Source organism: Lysinibacillus sp. KU-BSD001, from assembly GCF_042920265.1.
Taxonomy (GTDB): Bacteria; Bacillota; Bacilli; order Bacillales_A; family Planococcaceae; genus Lysinibacillus_B.
Map to the genome: position 1 here is coordinate 181,795 of NZ_JBDQZI010000002.1, position 18,175 is coordinate 199,969.

Consider the following 18,175-nt stretch of genomic DNA (forward strand, 5'->3'; position numbering starts at 1 on the left):
TTAAATTTTTGATTGCTTATATCGTTGAATAGCAGCGACTGTTGTTTCAAAAACCCCACGCCCTATTAACTTCCCAACATCCGTAATCGGACCTGCATACGGCATTTCTTCGCCGTGTTGCGTAGCCGCAATTAAGAGACTATCTGTCGATGTTCCTGTTGCTACTGTATTCGTTTGTGCATCACGAATATCCTCTTCCGCAAGCGCTTTTGTTTTTGCTTCCGTCGCTGTAATCATCGCTTGGTAAAATGCCTCATCTGATAACTTTCCATTCACAATGACCCATGTATTAATCGTGCCAATATACGGTTTGTATTCCTGTTCATACGTGCGCGTGGCATCTACTGCATTGCCTACACCTGCTGTTACAGCCACAATGACACTAAAGCGGTCATTGCTAAATACGCGTGTCACGGCAAGATTCGCCTCAACAGCCGTTAACATGACCACAGTATTCGTTAATGAAAAGCCTTGTTCCTTCAAAAATTGGTTGGTTTCTTCTTTTACATCATTAATATTATAGTACGGTGATACGGATCGGTTTAGAAAGGTGTTGTACCAGCCCATCCCTGCATTATGCACGGCAGAGGAAATGACTTTTAACGGAAATTCTGTCTGTAGCTGTACATAATCATGCGTGATCGTTAATTGCTCTAGTGAGACAACAGGCTTATGTTGACTAATTGGGTCTGGCATCATCGTAATTTGCGGTTTTGGCATTTCCGGGTGTGCGTATGTCGATACCTTTGCCTGATACACATCTGCAATTTGCTCTTGTAGTACCACTTCATGTGGTGCCCCGTACGCCCTTACTTGCCCGTTTTCCATCAATAATAGCTCATCGCAGTAAAGTGATGCTAAATTAATGTCGTGAAATACAGATACAACCGTTAATCCACATTCTGTTGCTTCTTTTCGAATCATATCTAAAATTTGCTTTTGGTGTGCAATATCTAAATGATTCGTTGGTTCATCTAATAATAATACGTTGGAACATTGCGCCAGTGCCTGTGCAATAAAAACACGCTGTTGCTCCCCACCAGATAAAAACTCCATCATCGTGTCACGGTATTTTTGTACGCCCGTTTGTGCCATCGCATTTTCTACTGCCTCTTCATCTTCTTTCGACCAACTTGAGAAAAAACCCTTCTGATGTGGATAACGTCCTAATGAGACGGCATCATAAACAGAATTGGAAAAGGCATTGGCATGCAGTTGCGGTAAGACGGCCATTTGTTTCGCGAGCGCTTTGGCACTGTAACTTTTCATCAGTTTGCCTTCTATATAAACATTCCCTGCAGTTGGTTCAATAATGCTACTAATGAGCTTTAACAGTGTAGACTTCCCGCTCCCATTTGGGCCTAAAATGCCAAGTACCTTTCCTTGCTCTACCTCAAATGATACGTTTTGGACGATTGGCACATGTCCGTATCCACCTGAAATTTGTTCAACTTTCAACATTTATGCTACCCGTCCTTTACGTTGCTTAAAGAAAATATAGGCAAATACTGGTGCACCGATAAATGATGTAATGACTCCAATCGGTAATTCTGTCGGTGCAATAATGGTCCGTGATACAAGATCGCAAATGACAAGTAAACTTGCGCCATTTAAAAATGAAATCAGAAGCAAATGACGATGGTCTGCCCCTAAAATCATCCGCACCATATGCGGGACAACTAGTCCGACGAAACCAATCGTGCCGGATACCGCTACAGCGGCACCCGTTAACATCGAGCCACCAATCAAAATAATATACTTACTTCGTTTGACATCGACCCCTAAATATTTTGCGCGTTCTTCGCCATAAATCATTGCATTTAACTCGCGACGATTAAACCAAAGAATAATGGTGCCTATAATGACAAACGGTAAAATCATTTTGACATATGGCCAGCCGCGCATGGACACACTCCCTAACAGCCAGCCCATAATCGAACGAAGCTCTTCGCCAGTAAGTGCAATCATCAGTGAAATACAGGAGCCTAAAAACGAACTAAATATAATCCCTGTTAAAATTAATGTCTCCATTTTCATTGTCCGGTCTACTACTCGTGCAAAGCCTAAAACAATTAAAAGCGTCACTAAAGCGCCTGCCATACTAAAAACAGGCAATGTAAACAGACCCAATATCGGAATCGAGACACTAAAGAATAATGTAAAAACAGCACCTACTGATGCACCGGATGAAATCCCAAGTGTATATGGATCAGCAAGCGGATTTTTGAGCAAGCCTTGAAACGCTGCACCGGCAATTGCCAGTGAGGCGCCGACTAATGCAGCAAGTATGACGCGCGGCATTCGAATATGCCATAAAATACTATAAGCGGTTGGATTAGCTTCCCCGTCCCACAATGTAGAAAGCGGAACAGATACGGAACCAATCGATATCCCACACCATATACTCACTAGTAAAATAGCGATAGAAAGTATATAGGCCGCTATATATTTTTTAGTCATTAAAGACCTCTGGATAAATTGCTTTTGCGATTGATTCAACACCATCTGCAATACGTGGACCTTGACGACTTGTTGTATTGCCATCTACAACTGTTAATGCATTATTTTTTACAGCTGTCATGTTCGCAAAGGCTGGGTTGTTTTTAATTGTTACATCATCCCCCTCATAAGTGAAAATGATGGAATCTGGATTTGCTGCAAGGAATTGCTCAGGGCTATACATCGGCCATCCCTCTTCTTTTACGGCATTTTCAACATGAATGAACTTCAGCATTTCATTCATAAATGTATTTTGCCCAACCACATAAATATTAGGTGCTCCTCCAACAACCATAAAGGCTGTTTTTGGTTCAACTCCTTCTAATTTCGCTTCAATATCTGATAGTTTTGTTTTAATAGATGAGATGACTTCTTCCGCCTCATCCTCTTTTCCTGTTAATGTACCTACTACTTCAATCGTGTCATATGTTTCTTCAAAGGTTTCTGCATTGTCAACAACGAATACAGTAATACCTGATGCCTCTAATTGTGCAATCGCACCTTCACTTGAAAACATGCTTGATTCATGTGCAAAGACAATATCCGGCTGTAATGAAACAATTGTTTCGACATTATATTCAATACCACCTACACGCGTTTTATCCGCTACTTGTTCAGGATAGTTGTCATTGTCATTCACACCGACGATTTCTTCATCTAGGCCAAGACCAAATAAAATCTCTGTATTGGATGGTGTTAACGACACGATACGGTCTGGTGCTTCTTCTAATGTAATTTCATTGCCTAGTGCATCTACAGCTGTTACTGGAAAGACTGTCTCATTATTTTCCTCTACAACGACAGCACCTTCCTTTTGTTGTGTTTCCTTTTCTGTTCCACATGCTACAAGCATACTTAATGCAAGTGTTGCTGATGCGGCTAACTGCCAAAACTTCTTCATTTGTTGTTCCTCCTATTATGCGAAAATATCCCTTTTATCCAATAAACCTAAGATGGTGGCACGTTTGTAAAAATAGATAAATTTGTAAATAAAAAAAGTCTCTCTAGTACGAGAGACTTTGGAAAAGGCTAACATTACGTATAACATCTATACTCAAAAGCCACCTTCCTATCCTCGTAGGTTATCTTGGTGTTCATAAAGGCAGGTCTCCTGGCTTATGCATCAAACGCTGGCTTATCCCTTCCCGAATGAATCAGTGGTTTTTTATAAGCAAGCTAGCAGTTACAGTGGCGGGACCGCGTCGGATTTACACCGACTTCCCTATTATCTTTGCACGTGGCAAAGAACCTTTACTACTTATCAAATTGTCTAACATTTCTATTATAGCTGAAATCTTCGTTTTGAAAAGAATAATTTTCTGAAAACTCTATTGTAGTGCTGCTTATGCACTCCCCAAATACGTCGCAAAAATTAATAAAAGCCACCCATAAAGGATGGCTTTCGATGATTACACCTTTTCAGGTGTGCTTACGCCAATTAGTTTTAGGGCGTTTGTAGCTGTCGGCTATGCCTTTCGCTACAGAACAGAACAATGAAAGATTGCATTCGCTTTTTATTGATTACATCTTTTCAGGTGCACTTACCCCGATTAGTTTTAGGGCATTCGCTAATGTTGTTTTTACGGCTGTAATTAACGCTAAGCGTGCTTCTGTTAACTCTTTGTTGTCTTGGTTAATTACTTTTTCAGCATTATAGAAGCTGTGGAACGTTGCCGCTAAGTCTTGAATGTAGTTGGCAATACGGTGTGGTGTGCGATGTTTTGCTGCATCTGCCACGACTTGCGGGAATGCCCCTACTTTTTTCAGTACCTCTTCTTCTTTTTCTGCTGTTAGTAAACCAAGGTTATCAAGTGAAGCCGCATAGCCTTGCTCCCCTGCTGCGCGTAAAATTGACGCAATACGTGCATGTGCATATTGTGCATAGTACACAGGATTTTCATTTGATTGTGATACCGCTAAATCAAGGTCGAAATCCATATGCGAGTCGCCTGCTGTTTTCACGAAGAAGTAACGAACTGCATCTAAGCCTACTTCTTCTACTAATTCACGCATCGTTACCGCATTACCCGTACGCTTCGACATTTTAAATTTCTCGCCGTTTTTGTACAGCTGTACCATTTGGATAATATCTACTTCTAATGTGCCGCGATTATAGCCAAGCGCCTCAATTGCTGCTTTCATACGTGGAATATAACCGTGGTGGTCAGCGCCCCAAATATTGATGAGCTTATCGAAACCACGTTGTAATTTATCTTCGTGGTAGGCGATATCTGGCGTTAAGTATGTGTAAGAGCCATCGTTTTTGATTAATACACGATCTTTGTCGTCACCAAATGTTGTCGAGCGGAACCAAGTAGCACCTTCCTCTTCAAATACGTGACCATTTGCTTTTAATTTATCTAATGCTACATCGATTTTACCGTTGTTGTATAAAGATGTTTCTGAATACCATACATCAAATTCAACACGGAAATTCGCTAAGTCTTTTTGTAATTTCGCTAACTCTAGGCGCAGTCCGTGCTCACGGAAAAATTTGAAACGTTCTTCCTCTGATTTTTCTAAAATGTCTGCACCAAACTCTTCTTTTAACTGACCTGCAATTTCAATAATATCTGGACCATGGTAGCCGTCTTCTGGCATTTCTGCATCCATACCTAAAGCTTGCTTATAACGTGCTTCTAATGAGTACGCTAAGTTGTTAATTTGATTACCTGCATCGTTAATATAGTATTCACGTGAAACATTGTAGCCAGCAAAGTCCATTACGTTACATAAAGAGTCACCAACAGAAGCCCCACGTGCGTGACCTAAATGTAAGTCACCTGTTGGGTTTGCTGATACGAACTCCACTTGCACTTTTTCACCCGCACCAGCGTTTGAACGACCATAGTTTTCCGCTTGCTCAAAAGCAGCTTTCACAACACCTGCAAGGAAATCTTTACGTACTGTAATGTTCATAAAGCCAGGACCTGCGATGTCGATTTTCTCAATATCTGTCCCTGCTGTTTCAAGATTTTCTAAAATTGCCTCTGCAATCGCACGTGGCGGCTTTTTCGCAATCTTTGTTAATTGCATCGCTAAGTTTGTTGCAAAGTCACCGTTTGCTTTATCCTTCGGTGTTTCTAAATGAATAGTTAAGTCACTTGCCTCTTCTACTAAGCCTGCTTTCACAGCAGCAGCAGCAAGCGCAGCTTTAATTTGTTGTTGTAGTTGTTCTACTGCGTTCATAGTTGTACCTCCGTATATTGTATTTGTAACGTATAGTTGCCGACTGACGTACCGCCGAGAATTAAATCATACTGCGTTTTAAACTCGCCACTTGCCTCTCGTCGCTCATACGATAGTTGATGGGTTTTTGTCACTAGTGGCATCATGCCGTAAGGGCTATCGTAATGACCTTGTTCCTTTTGCTTTGTGTTGAGTGGCAAGCGCATATTCACGCCGCCCTTGCGCATAATAACTGCCTGCTCATCTGTTAATTTGACTGTCGTACGGATTGTTTTATCATCCTGTACTTCCTCATATCGTAAATAGTGCGTCCCCGCTTTTTCAATAAAGGTTCCTTGTAACCACATCTCATATGTTTCTAATTCACCCTCTGTCGGGATAATAGAAGAAACGAGCTTTATTTTCACTTCAGTTCCTACATCGTTCACCGCCTGGACAACCCCTTTAATTCGATTATATAACCTTCTTATTATAGGATAGTTTTCTCTATTTAATCAAGAATGAACTGGCTGAATGAATGACTTTCCTCCGCAACAAAACCATGTTAGTAAACTCTCATATTATCATTAATACGTAAAAAGTGTAGACAAACCTAAACACCGGCTTGTCTACACTTTATAATAAAATCTATTATTTTACCCAGCCTAAAATCATTTCGCGGATTATTTTTGCGGCAGTGTTCGCCGTCATTTCTGAGTGGTCGTACACTGGAGCTACTTCTACTAAGTCGAAACCTACCACATTCACTTCAGAGCGTGCGATTTCGTGGATAGATGCTAGTAGCTCTTTTGATGTAATCCCGCCCGCATCTACCGTACCTGTACCTGGTGCATGCGCTGGGTCTAATACGTCGATATCGATTGTTACATAGACGTTACGACCCGCAAGTGTTGGTAATACTTTTTTCAGTGGCTCTAGTACTTCGAATAATGAAATGTGCATACCGTTTTCTTTTGCCCATTCCATTTCTTCTTTTAAACCTGAGCGAATACCGAATGAATATACATTCGATGGTCCAATTTGGTCAGCAATTTTACGAATTGGTGTCGCATGTGAATACGGCTCCCCTTCGTAATCTGTACGTAAATCTGTATGTGCATCAAAATGAATAATGGCAAGGTCTTCATATTTTTCATACACTGCTTCCATCACAGGTAGAGACACTAAATGCTCTCCGCCCATGCCAACAGGAATTTTACCATCTGCAAGCAATTTACGTACCCAGTCTTTAATTTCCTTTAATGATTTTTCTGGATTGCCAAATGGTAGTGGAATATCGCCCGCATCAAAGAATTTTACATCGCCTAGCTCACGATCTAAATACAAGCTGTACTCTTCTAACCCAATCGATACTTCACGAATACGTGCAGGACCAAAACGAGAACCTGGACGATAACTTACTGTCCAGTCCATGGGCATGCCGTATAAAACCGCTGTACTTTCTTCATAATTAGGATGACTTTTAATAAAAACATTCCCTGAATACGTTTCATCAAAACGCATATTATTCACCTTCTCTAGTTATTTTTATGTTGCATTTGTACCATTTAAATTATTTCCTAGAATAATAGGAATATTCCTGTGATTAAATGTTAAAAATGCAAGTATCAATTTATCTAAACTGCAAATTTTACACAAATGAAATACTTTTGTAACACAATTGAAACTTTCCGTTTCAGTTAAACGTACTATATTATGCAGTTCAAAAAAAGTATAGATGTTTTTCTGCAAAGTGCAAGAGTTTTTCGTTATTAATTCACACGAAAAGCACATACTACCATAACGAGTACAGATTGAGGTGAAATCGTATGAAACGACGTCAATATTTTAAAAAGAAAACACGTAAAAAATGGTCTAAAAATGTACTGTTAGTCATGGTTGCATTAGCTAGTGCATTTGTAGTTTCAATCCTTTCATTACGTGTTTATGCACAAATAGCTGGCGCACCACCACTGACAGTTCCGAAAGCTTCGATATTTTTAGATAATCAAAATAACCAAATCGGTGACTATTATACAGACGAACGCCGTTACTGGGTCGCAATCGATGAGTTATCACCCTATTTAATCGATGCAACGATTGCTGTAGAAGATAAGGATTTCTATGAGCATGGTGGGTTTGATTACTCTCGTATCGCGGGGGCCTTATTAGCAGATTTGAAAGCCGGCTCCAAAGTGCAAGGGGCGAGTACACTCACACAGCAGTATGCACGAAACTTATTTTTAACACATGAAAAAACGTGGACACGGAAAATTAACGAAGCCCTGTATGCCTACCGCCTTGAAATATTTTACGGGAAAGATGAGATTTTAGAGGGCTATTTAAATACGGTTTATTACGGTCACGGCATGTACGGAGCCGAAGCGGCGAGTCGTTATTATTTTGGGAAATCCTCCAGTGATTTAACATTAGCGGAAGCAGCGATGCTTGCAGGTATTCCGAAAGGGCCAACATACTATTCGCCTCTTGCCAATGAACAAAAAGCGACAGAACGGCAGCAGCTTATTTTAAGCTTAATGGAAAGCCAAGGGAAAATTACAGCATCAGAAAAGGAACGCGGTGTTTCAGAACAGTTGGTGTATAAAAGTGATGAGTGGATTGCCTCTAAATCAATTGCCCCTTATTTCCTAGATGTTGTGTGGGCTGAAGCAAGCGAAATTTTAGAAAGCCAAAACTTAAACATTAGTGAAGGCGGTTGGAAAATTAAAACGACGTTAAATCAAGCACATCAACAGGCAGCTGAACAAGCAGTCGCCAATCATATGCCCGATAGTGAATTGCAAGTGGGACTTGTCAGCATGGACCCTACTACTGGGTTTGTGACAGCCCTTGTCGGTGGGCGTGATTATGGGACAAGCTCATTTAACCGTGTGACACTCGCACAACGTCAACCAGGCTCGACCATTAAACCCATTTTATATACGGCAGCACTGGAAAAAGGCTATACACCGATGACATTTAAAGATGTATCGCAAACGACCTTTACGTATGATAACGGTCGCCAAACGTATACGCCAAAAAATGTAAACGGACAGTTTGCGACCCATGAAATGTCACTCGCACAAGCATTGGCTATTTCTGATAATGTGTATGCAGTGAAAACATTACAAGATATCGGTTATCCAAGCTTCCGTAATATATTAGAGCGTTTCCAATTAAATTCAACAAAAAGTGAGTCACCTTCTATTGCACTCGGGACAATCGAAACATCCCTGTATGCCTTAACAAATGCTTACAACATACTAGCGGCTGGTGGTGAATCTCTTCATGCAACAACGATTCTTTCCATTGAAAATGCGAAAGGACAAATCGTTTATGAGTATGAACAGCCTAAAAACGAACAAGTTGTAACAGAAGCAGATGCATACATTATGACGCAAATGCTCACAGGGATATTTGATCCTGTATTTAGCGATTATTCTCCCGCAACAGGTGTATCCATTCGACCAAAAATGACGCATACGTATGCCGCAAAATCCGGCACAACAAATAGCGACCAATGGATGGTTGGTTACTCTACTCATTTAACGACGGGTGTATGGAATGGCTATGACCATGGAAAAAATTTATCTACACAAGCAGATAATTCGACTACAAAGCAAGTATGGATTGATTTTATGGAGGCTGTGCATAAAGGATTGCCTAACGAGGAATTTGTACCGCCTTCTACTGTTGAAGGCGTAGTCATTGATATTGCTTCAGGTAAAATTGCAAACGAGGCATGCCCAGAAAATCAGCGTCTTGTTTATGTAAAAGCAGAGGATGTACCGGAAGAAAAATGTTCAACCTATTGGTTTGACTCAGATTGGTTTAATCAAGAGTCATTGGAAAATTCATGGGATAGCTTACTAAACTGGCTACCATTTGAATTATTTAAGGAACCTGTACAATAATGATACGTCTAATGGTATACCAGGACTTTCATTCATATAGTCACCTATAAAGACAGGCGTCCATCTGCCAAATGAAAATAAAAAGAGCTACTTCTTCCCCGGAAATACGATTGTTCCGTGGGAAGAAGTAGCCCTTTTATGGCAAGCGAAAGCATGAGAATCATGGGGCATTCGGCTTGGGAATGTTCAAATGCCGCATAGCTCTCATCGCTTTTCGTTTGGCCAAGTGTCCTAGCGCCTACTACCGTAAGCTCTGCTTCAAGTGTACTTTTTTTCATTAGTAGTTTCAACTACCGATTCAATACTAATTACAATTGTCACACTTTGTTCACGCATTTTTATATATTTTTCTATAAAAAGATTGACGAACATCTAGCTTTTTATGTTTATGATGCAAAAATTTTATGATTTTACAGTTAAATCATCTCGTAGTTTCTGCTCACTCCGATGCCACATTTCCAAGTTATGCGTCTTAAAGAAATCAGCCAACACTTGCTTTGAAACATCATCCATAAAATCAACCATAATATGTCGCTTCATCGATTTATCCATTTTATTGACATGCTCTGGTAATAGCTTATAGCCGCGACGTTTTTCACGGTTTACAACCATCTCACATGCCGTCACACCCGCAAAGTACGGACCGTCCGCTTTATAATCAATCGTGACCCATACAAGCCAGTATGGTTTTCCACCTTCAGAATCTTCGCGATTCGTTGTGAACTTAATGCCCCGTTCTACATCACTTTTCGCATGCATCGCACCAATATCCACAGCCGCTGTTTTCTCTTGCACATCAATAATCACGGGCGATACATTTTCAAGCGTTAGCGAGCCAATCCCAAACCCGCCATGTCCATCAGTCGGATCATTTTTAATAATGGTAAAGCCCATTTTTTGTTTTGGTTTTTCTTCATTAAACATTGTAAATCCCTCCGTTTGTATTATTATAAATAATACTATCATAGCGCATGATACTGCAAAAGGAATGTGCAACACTTGTGTTATAGGGCTTCTTCTATACTATATAGGAAATTAATGTTTGCATAATTGTGCATATAAAAGTATGGTTTTGGGGCTAATTGGGGCAGTTTTTGGGGCTATAAATTACGCTTTGGTGGGCATGTTTGTGTGGATGAGATATAGTGTGTTAAATAAAATTGGGGCTATTTGCTCCAGTTTTTTTTGTTTATTATCTAGCCATAAAGGTAGGTATTGAGTGTAAAAATGGACTAATAGGAAAAAACAGAGGGCGTGTGTACAGAAATGTGAGAGTTGAAGTAGGATGTTCATTCAATCGATTTATCTATTCATATAGAATTTTCTATTAACTATTCATTATACAATATCAATCAATTTGATATTCGAGAGTTTGTGTCATTGCTTTGACGCTTACACAGTTGCGGTTGCTAACAAGAAAAAACTACTTACCATAAATATGATAAGTAGTTTTAACTAATAGCTGTCATCAAATTTCCCTTTACAGTATAATTCCAAGAAATAATATTCTCTATACTATTTAACATTGGAATATTCTTCTCCTGAATTTCAATACCAACTACATTTAATACAGGTGACATATAGACTATTGTCGCAAGTCTATTAATCGCCTGTAAATCCTCTTTGTTTTTCACTTGTAATATTATCTTCTTCATCAAAACACACCTCCGAGAATTTAGCTATATCTAGAGCCCCGTACCCTTGATGATGACTAGGTAAATCTAAATCTTTTGCCGTTGTATATATTTTTTCTTTTAATTCATATCTCTTCCCATCAAAGAAAATATATACTGAACAAATTACACCCGTAACAATTGGTGTCGCAAAAGAAGTTCCTCTACGCATACCTCGAATACTTTTATCAAATATAGAACCCGTAGCCAATAAATTCGGCTTACTTCCCCCAATTGGTCCTTTACCTGAGTATTTCGCGACTCCTTTACCATTATCGTCTAATGACCCGACAGTTATACTCTCTATTGCATTTCCCGGACAATCTATACTATCTTCGTCTAAATACTTACCTTCATTTCCAGCTGCTACTATAAAAACTTTATTTTGATAGAGCTCACTATACTTATTAATAGCTTGACAAATATGACAAGGGTTATCTTTTTCACAATAAGGAATTGTGAATCCTAGTGATAGGTTGATAATAGAACAATCTTTAACAGCTTCATCAAGTGCACTTAAAAAATGAAATTCATCAATCCCAGATTCCGCACTATGACAGATTTTATAGCTTCTCAACGTTACCGCTGGGGCTAATCTTTTTATAATTTTCGCTACTAGATTTCCATGTTCCGAAGCCAACTCTAATCCATATCCTGTATAATCTTTTCTGTAAGTGGCCATTTCTTTGTTAATCCCACTATCCAAGACCCCTACAATAGTCTGAAAACCAGGGGACTGAATGCCTATATTTGCTCCAACGGCCTGAATAGGTGGAATAAAATCAAATTCAAAATCGGACTGTAACTTCCCTTTAACAGCTTCATTTATAATTAATTCAGGGAATTTTTTTTCTATAATCAATAGATTATATGTATCTATTTCTAAGTACAGAACATCTAAAATCGGAGATTGATACTTTATATTTAAGCTTTCTTCAAGAATATAAGAATATAAAATATCCTTATCGATATTCTTATAATTAATTGAATAAACTTTACACATAAAGCCACCTCCCCTTAAAATAAATATAACACCATATCCTTATATTAACAATTATATTTATATTTATATTTATATTTATATTTATATTTATATTTATATTGAGCTACAAAAAATTCTTATGCCTTGGTGAAATACCCTTGTCACTTCAAAATCAGCTCAATTTAAAACAGGCCTGCGAACTTTTGCGCAAGCCCTACCTAAGTGTTACAATCTATTTACAATTCATTTCTTTAGTCGATGTTGGCGCATCGGCTTTTTTATTTTCTTCGCTTTTAGCTACCACTTTCGCTACCTTTTCAGTTATATATGTTGACACTTCTTCAAAACTTTCCGGCTCTCGGCCAACCTCTTTGATAAATGTTTTGATGTTGCCTTCCATTGCAAAAGCGTTCCAGCCTTCCACACTGTTTATATCCAGTTTAATATTTGCTTTACTTGGTTGCTCTGCTTCTCCCTTTATCACTGTTTCGTGTAATTCATTAGCATGAATGTTAAGGGTATTAACTCCTTCTGACATTTCCTTAAACAAAGGATGGAATCCCATATCAATTAAGCGTACTGTATCTCGGATTTCATTAACTGCAAGATATGACATACCCCAGTCTTTATCCCACCCTTTATGTGTGATCTCGTCAATTCGCTCCATTAACTTTGCTACTGCCCCTTGTATAACCTCTAATTGAATCATTTGTGCTGATAAGTTATAAACACTGTGGCTATTTTCTTGTACGACTGTTCTTAATGTATGTTGAATTTGTTGCTGCATATATTTCTCCCTCTTTTCTGGTTATTGGTTCGCTACTGCTTTAAGCAGCAACATTTTGTTACGTGTGGATAAAGCACGCCACTCACTAACTTTTACTAGCATTATCTCACCCCCTAAGCATTTAATTTAGCTAATACTTTGGCGCGTTCTGCTTCAAAATCAATACCCGCTGCAGGCTCCATTATTTGCTCATTACGCTTATCAAACCAATGCGGAACTAACTCCCTTGCACGTTGTTGTATCGGCCTGTAAGTCGGTTGTGTGGCTTGTTCTACTTGACGTTGAATAATACGTGATAGCATGGCGCATTCGTTACGTACATCTTTTTTACGTGTTAATGCTTCCATTGAGCTAATCATTACCTGCTCCAATTGTATGTGGCTAAGAGCGCCTTTATATCGCTTCATGCTCCCAAATACAACGGGAAGTAATACTTCAAAATCACGTTGTTCTTCCACAGGTTGTGAAGTGTAGATGATCTCCAGCTTATCTTTCAATGTGACCTGTTGCGAATACGTATTACACGAATTTACGAAAGAATGATTAAAAGATTTTTCGTTAAAAAAATTAAAAGATTGCGTTTTGAAATTTACGTGTGAATCGTTGATAGATTGCGTGTTTTGCGTATGTTGCTGATAGGACATAGATGATAAGACATGCATGTTAGGACTTGTTGAGACATTCTGTGTCATTTCATTAGGGAGAATCTTATAGATAGATGCCCCCTTGATACCATGTTTACGTGTACTACTAATTTTTTCGATAATGTGTAATTCAGTTAACTTCTTAATAGCTCGATAAACGGTTTTTGTCGTAACGCCAATCTCATTTGCGAGCGTATCAGCTTTAATATGACAAGCACCTGGGTACTTCAATGAGTGACGCGATAGTGTATAAAGTGTTCGACGTTCAGCTAATGTCAGCTTGTCGAAATGCGTATAGATGTGATCCTTTACTGCTGCATCCATTTCTTCAACAGATGAAAATGTTTGGTGTTCACGTAAGTAACCGAATACACCGTTTGATTGAATTTCTTTCATACTTCCCTCTCCTTTCTAATGCGCGGCTTATTTCTCGTCCATTCACCGCTACCTGTTGATAGGTTTTTGAAATAAAATGTAACTCATTGATTACATAATAAAACTAATAAGTTACATTGTCAACACTTTTAGTTACATTTTTAAATTCAACAGTTTCAAAAAGAAACTAATTAATGTTATAATGTTTATAGGAGGTGGTTATAAAATGATGGCTGAAAAAATAAAAATCCTTTTAATAAAAAAGGGGATGTCTTCCGTTGATCTTGCTGAAAAATTGGGCACTAAACCACAAAACTTATACAACAAATTTAAACGTGATAATTTTAGTGAAAAAGAACTGATTGAGATCGCAGAAGCATTAGGAATTAAATATGAGGGATTTTTCTTTCTGGAGGATGGAGAGAAAATCTAAATACAAAAGCACTCCCAGCTGCGTAAACAGTTAGGAGTGTTTTATTTACCACATTTCAGTAGTTACTTTTTTTCATTATTATTTGAACGGGATTTAATATATCTTTCATAATTGCTTTGTCGCTGATAGTTTCTATAAAAAAGATGTATATATTCACTTCCATACGGCCAACGCGCTAACCCTCCCTCAAAAGATATATGATTAAAACTAGTATAGCTCTCCGTTGTTCCAACTTCTAAGGGTACCGATAGTTCCGGTACACTAAATTTATCTCTACTTTGTTTCAATTCAAATTCTATATTTCCGTCCCTAACTTTAAAATACCCATCGTTATAAAATGACGCCCCACTACTTGGATAAAATTCTGCTTCAAATTCAGATGGTAACTTACTTAAAATTGCATTATTTTCATCGCGACACTTATCTTTATGAGGTCCTTCGCCGATAAAAATCTTTTTATAAAGTATTAAATCTTGCTCAATAAAATTTAAAATCTTATAAATAACATACGCATCATAAATATTTAAATCGTCACTTTTCCGTTTCATGACAATTGCATTGATTAGCTCTGAATCAAATTCCTTAGATCGGATTCTGCCTGTAAAACTTAACATTTCCGACATTAAATCTAAATCGTCTTTAAATATTTTTTCTATTGTATGATAAAATAGTTTTTTCTTCATAAGTTCTCCGCACACCTTCAAATAATTATTCACTAAATAATACCATAAATAAAACACCTACCCAAAGGTAAGTGTCCACTTAAACAAACTATTCAATTGCTTCAATGCACACTGCTTATTCTTCTCCAGCTACATACATAGTTTGGAGTGTTTTATTTTGTCTATGATAAAAGTCACACTCAAAAGAACGTGACTTATTTACTATCTAAACGAATCTTTATTAGTTAACATTTCTTCACGGATTTCGTCATAACTTTTTCCTAATCGTAAAAGTGAAGCCATGACCGTTTCTACCTCAACCACTTTTCTTAAATCCTCGGTAGTTAAATTATCTCTTAACGGATCATTTCTTTCTAAGCCATAATATTCTTTTAATTGAGCTGCGCTTGCACCAAATACTGTGGAATAAACAATATTTGTGAATGCAGCATATTCATTAATTGGTAAATTCCCATTAAAGAATTGTTGAATTGAATCTGTTAATCGTCTACGTTCGCGTTTTGAAATTTCACGTTCTACTGCCCAGGCTCTTTGAGCATCATCGGCTACTTCTTCCACATTTAAAAGGAAATTCCTAACACTTGCAGCCACATCAGATTCAGTTAAAAGCATACCTACTCTCAATAGTCCACGACGGTTCAACACCTGAAGTGACGGAGCTGAAGATAGGTCTGGTTCATTATGAACCAGAGCTTTAAACTCCTGTAACGTTTTCCCCTTAAGTAAGCGCAATTCTTCATAATCGTTAAATTCTGCACGATGGCGTTTAATGATTGTCCGAATTGTTTCCACAGGGACCTCATAGTAATTTGCCGCCATTGTTAATGTGACTTCTAATTTATCACCTATAACTGAAATTGCCTTTACTTTATCCAGTACATCATCACGGTATACATTTTGATCACGCATAGTTCTACTTTCAATCAAAATCATTTGACCTTGTTCATTAATTTGTGCTGTTAATTGATTAGTCTCATTACTCATACTCTCACCTCCCATCCATTTACAATTGTAAATGAAATGGAAGATAATAACAGTAATACAATTTTGATAAATAACAAAAGACCGCACACATTGCACGGTCTCACTTAAACATCCTATTCAACTGTTTCAATGCACACTGCTTATTTTTCTCCAGCTGCATACACCGATACTGGTTTTATTTTTGTAGCTAGTCCTTCAACCTCGCTTCCCCCGCCGTTCAAATTACCACAATTTCTTTAGTATTTCTTGTGTAGCTTTAGCTGATTCATTTGCTTGATATCCGATTTCAATCCGCGCCTGGATCTCTTTCAAGGAGTTAGCTTTTGCAATAAGTTCTGCATCTGAATAAGCTTCAGGATTGTTTAATACTTTTTTCGCTGATTCTATTTGCTCTTTGAATATAGCTCGCACATTCAATGGCAGCGTTTCAAAAAACTCTTTACGTGCTTGGATTTCTATAAATGATGTAGGTTGTGTACTTACTTCCCATTCGTTCTCTCGATAAGACATACACTCACCACACTTTCTTAGGATTCAAAGAAAGTTCATCCAGCAAAACATGTAACGGTTCTGGCGATGGTACTTCTACTTGTGAACGAATAGATTCAGCAATTCGTGATACTATATTTCCTCGATTTAGCATCTTTAGGCGCTTTTCGTTTAAATCTTCCACAATGGTAAATAGCTGTGCATGTAACTTTAAAGCGGATTGTTTTTGCTGATAATAAGCTTTACGTGTATCTTCAGCATCCTTTGTAAATGTTTGTAATGCTTCATGTACTATTGTTTCTAATGCTTTATATTCTGCTTCATTATCATTTAAACGGGATTCTAATACTTTAATTGATTGTGTCATTTCGCTGATCTTTGATTCAATTTCTTCAGCCTCACTGTAACGGCTGTTCGTCGCATATTTAGCTACTTGCTCGTGTAGTACTGCTTTCTCTATATTCAGAGCATGTATATCCTTTTTCAATGCAAAACGTTCTGTTTTCAGTTGATTTAGTTGCGGAATTTGTGTCTGGTAAACATCAATCGCTTGTTTAATATTCATCATGCTTTAATCCCTCTTTCCTTTAATAGTTGTTCACATTTTTCACCTAGATCATCGATACGTCGCTGCATGTTATCTAGCTCATTCTTAAAATCTTCACGTTCTAAATGTTGGCCCCAATAATCACTTGCTGTAAATTGTACATTCGTTTTCCATTCGATTCCCTTTAGTAATGGATGATTCGCGTCCGTTGTACAGAAAGTAGTTGTATCACGTGGATGATTGGTCAAACAAATTTCATAAACAGCACCGTGATTAATCAAAATGGCTTCTCCTGGATCCATTACTAACGATAATTTGCTTTCGGTTTTTATATCACGTAAGCTCGTAAATCTTCTAAAAATGTAGCTACATTTACGTAATTTTTGTAGCTTTACATAGCGATAAATACGTTCACCAGCTTTTGTTGTAGGAATAAATTTAAAGAATAATAGTGGCCCTTTTTGTACGATAATTAGCTGGCCATTCTCTTGGTTTTTCGTAGTTGTAACTGTCTGCTTCGGTTCATGTTCCAGTGTGAATGCTACGTTTTTAGCATATTTAACAGTGCTAGGCTCAACGTGAAAATACTCCACATTTTCGCCTTTTTTATTCCAATGAACAGCTCCAAAATCAGCAGCTAATCCATAAATTGCTCTTTCGATTTTCATCCAACTCTCTTTCTAAAAAAATTTTTCAAAAACGGATTTTTCTGCGCGTTTAATGGGCAATCGGTGTAGGGGCATTGACCTCTCTATATTGAAATGGAGGGGGGCTATAGAAACAAAAAGCCCATCACACCATCGCTGGCATGTAATGAGCTTCGTGAGCTTCTAGTATTATTTAGCTTTGTAACGATTGATAGCTTTACAATGCTTACATTTCACTTCTAAGTCATAATCATGATGACTAACTTCATGATCCTTTTTAGCTTTCAGCAATAACTTGCTACACTGTGAACACTTAATCTCTTTCACTCTGCTACCCCTCCTTCCTGATG

At 38.1% G+C, this 18,175-nt stretch carries 19 protein-coding genes and 1 riboswitch; of the genes, 2 read left to right on the top strand and 17 right to left on the bottom strand.

Translation table 11 applies throughout. From position 1 onward, the window contains the following. The 6 genes from AAGS61_RS04120 to speB form a co-directional block, all read right to left on the bottom strand. Nucleotides 1–1,461, bottom strand: coding sequence for an adenosylcobinamide amidohydrolase (locus tag AAGS61_RS04120; protein ID WP_391367727.1), 1,461 nt, complete (start codon nucleotides 1,459–1,461; stop codon nucleotides 1–3). After that, entirely contained in the window at nucleotides 1,462–2,460 is a 999-nt protein-coding gene (locus AAGS61_RS04125) for a FecCD family ABC transporter permease (protein WP_391367729.1), read from the bottom strand. Next, nucleotides 2,453–3,400, bottom strand: coding sequence for an ABC transporter substrate-binding protein (locus tag AAGS61_RS04130; protein ID WP_391367732.1), 948 nt, complete (start codon nucleotides 3,398–3,400; stop codon nucleotides 2,453–2,455). Before AAGS61_RS04130 ends, AAGS61_RS04125 begins: the two co-directional genes overlap by 8 nt. Nucleotides 3,401–3,583: 183 nt before the next feature. Then, a riboswitch (cobalamin riboswitch) is annotated at nucleotides 3,584–3,767 on the bottom strand. A gap of 253 nt (nucleotides 3,768–4,020) precedes the next feature. Further along, nucleotides 4,021–5,688, bottom strand: a complete 1,668-nt coding sequence (gene argS, locus AAGS61_RS04135) for an arginine--tRNA ligase (RefSeq protein ID WP_391367734.1) — start codon at nucleotides 5,686–5,688, stop codon at nucleotides 4,021–4,023. Further along, nucleotides 5,685–6,116 carry a DUF1934 domain-containing protein gene (locus AAGS61_RS04140; RefSeq protein WP_391367737.1) on the bottom strand — a complete coding sequence of 144 codons (432 nt, stop codon included), beginning with the start codon at nucleotides 6,114–6,116 and terminating at the stop codon, nucleotides 5,685–5,687. The genes argS and AAGS61_RS04140 overlap by 4 nt, the downstream gene beginning before the upstream one ends. A gap of 202 nt (nucleotides 6,117–6,318) precedes the next feature. Next, a complete protein-coding gene (gene speB, locus AAGS61_RS04145) occupies nucleotides 6,319–7,191 on the bottom strand; it encodes an agmatinase (RefSeq protein WP_391367740.1) in 873 nt (290 codons plus the stop codon). 305 nt (nucleotides 7,192–7,496) lie between these two features. Here speB and AAGS61_RS04150 point away from each other — a divergent pair, with 305 nt between their 5' ends. Next, complete coding sequence (locus AAGS61_RS04150) at nucleotides 7,497–9,581, top strand: transglycosylase domain-containing protein (RefSeq protein WP_391367743.1); 2,085 nt, start codon at nucleotides 7,497–7,499, stop codon at nucleotides 9,579–9,581. 402 nt (nucleotides 9,582–9,983) lie between these two features. Here AAGS61_RS04150 and AAGS61_RS04155 read toward each other — a convergent pair whose 3' ends face one another. The 5 genes from AAGS61_RS04155 to AAGS61_RS04175 all read right to left on the bottom strand — a co-directional run bounded on the left by AAGS61_RS04155 (nucleotide 9,984) and on the right by AAGS61_RS04175 (nucleotide 14,063). Next, on the bottom strand, nucleotides 9,984–10,505 hold the full coding sequence (locus AAGS61_RS04155; RefSeq protein WP_391367746.1) for a YwhD family protein: 522 nt from the start codon (nucleotides 10,503–10,505) through the stop codon (nucleotides 9,984–9,986). Nucleotides 10,506–11,032: 527 nt separating this feature from the next. Continuing rightward, the gene (locus AAGS61_RS04160; RefSeq protein ID WP_391367748.1) at nucleotides 11,033–11,236 is read right to left on the bottom strand and encodes a hypothetical protein; all 204 of its coding nucleotides are present in this window, start codon (nucleotides 11,234–11,236) and stop codon (nucleotides 11,033–11,035) included. After that, on the bottom strand, nucleotides 11,184–12,257 hold the full coding sequence (locus tag AAGS61_RS04165; protein WP_391367750.1) for a S8 family peptidase: 1,074 nt from the start codon (nucleotides 12,255–12,257) through the stop codon (nucleotides 11,184–11,186). Before AAGS61_RS04165 ends, AAGS61_RS04160 begins: the two co-directional genes overlap by 53 nt. 211 nt (nucleotides 12,258–12,468) lie before the next feature. Then, a complete protein-coding gene (locus tag AAGS61_RS04170; protein ID WP_391367752.1) occupies nucleotides 12,469–13,023 on the bottom strand; it encodes a hypothetical protein in 555 nt (184 codons plus the stop codon). A 113-nt stretch (nucleotides 13,024–13,136) separates the two neighbouring features. Further along, complete coding sequence (locus AAGS61_RS04175) at nucleotides 13,137–14,063, bottom strand: HTH domain-containing protein (protein WP_391367754.1); 927 nt, start codon at nucleotides 14,061–14,063, stop codon at nucleotides 13,137–13,139. 205 nt (nucleotides 14,064–14,268) lie between these two features. Between AAGS61_RS04175 and AAGS61_RS04180 the strand changes: the two genes are divergently transcribed. After that, a complete protein-coding gene (locus tag AAGS61_RS04180) occupies nucleotides 14,269–14,475 on the top strand; it encodes a helix-turn-helix transcriptional regulator (RefSeq protein ID WP_391367757.1) in 207 nt (68 codons plus the stop codon). Between the two features lie 62 nt (nucleotides 14,476–14,537). Here the strand turns inward: AAGS61_RS04180 and AAGS61_RS04185 are convergent, their stop codons facing one another. The 6 genes from AAGS61_RS04185 to AAGS61_RS04210 form a co-directional block, all read right to left on the bottom strand. After that, nucleotides 14,538–15,158: a hypothetical protein gene (locus tag AAGS61_RS04185; protein ID WP_391367759.1), complete on the bottom strand. Its 621-nt coding sequence runs from the start codon at nucleotides 15,156–15,158 to the stop codon at nucleotides 14,538–14,540. Between the two features lie 201 nt (nucleotides 15,159–15,359). Next, nucleotides 15,360–16,142 (bottom strand): hypothetical protein, encoded by a 783-nt coding sequence (locus AAGS61_RS04190; protein WP_391367761.1) that lies wholly within the window; start codon nucleotides 16,140–16,142, stop codon nucleotides 15,360–15,362. A gap of 222 nt (nucleotides 16,143–16,364) precedes the next feature. Beyond that, nucleotides 16,365–16,652 carry a hypothetical protein gene (locus AAGS61_RS04195; protein ID WP_391367767.1) on the bottom strand — a complete coding sequence of 96 codons (288 nt, stop codon included), beginning with the start codon at nucleotides 16,650–16,652 and terminating at the stop codon, nucleotides 16,365–16,367. A 4-nt stretch (nucleotides 16,653–16,656) separates the two neighbouring features. After that, complete coding sequence (locus tag AAGS61_RS04200; RefSeq protein WP_391367770.1) at nucleotides 16,657–17,199, bottom strand: hypothetical protein; 543 nt, start codon at nucleotides 17,197–17,199, stop codon at nucleotides 16,657–16,659. Beyond that, on the bottom strand, nucleotides 17,196–17,846 hold the full coding sequence (locus tag AAGS61_RS04205; RefSeq protein ID WP_391367772.1) for a hypothetical protein: 651 nt from the start codon (nucleotides 17,844–17,846) through the stop codon (nucleotides 17,196–17,198). Before AAGS61_RS04205 ends, AAGS61_RS04200 begins: the two co-directional genes overlap by 4 nt. Before the next feature lie 168 nt (nucleotides 17,847–18,014). Further along, nucleotides 18,015–18,152, bottom strand: a complete 138-nt coding sequence (locus AAGS61_RS04210; RefSeq protein ID WP_391367775.1) for a hypothetical protein — start codon at nucleotides 18,150–18,152, stop codon at nucleotides 18,015–18,017. Nucleotides 18,153–18,175 lie beyond the last annotated feature (23 nt).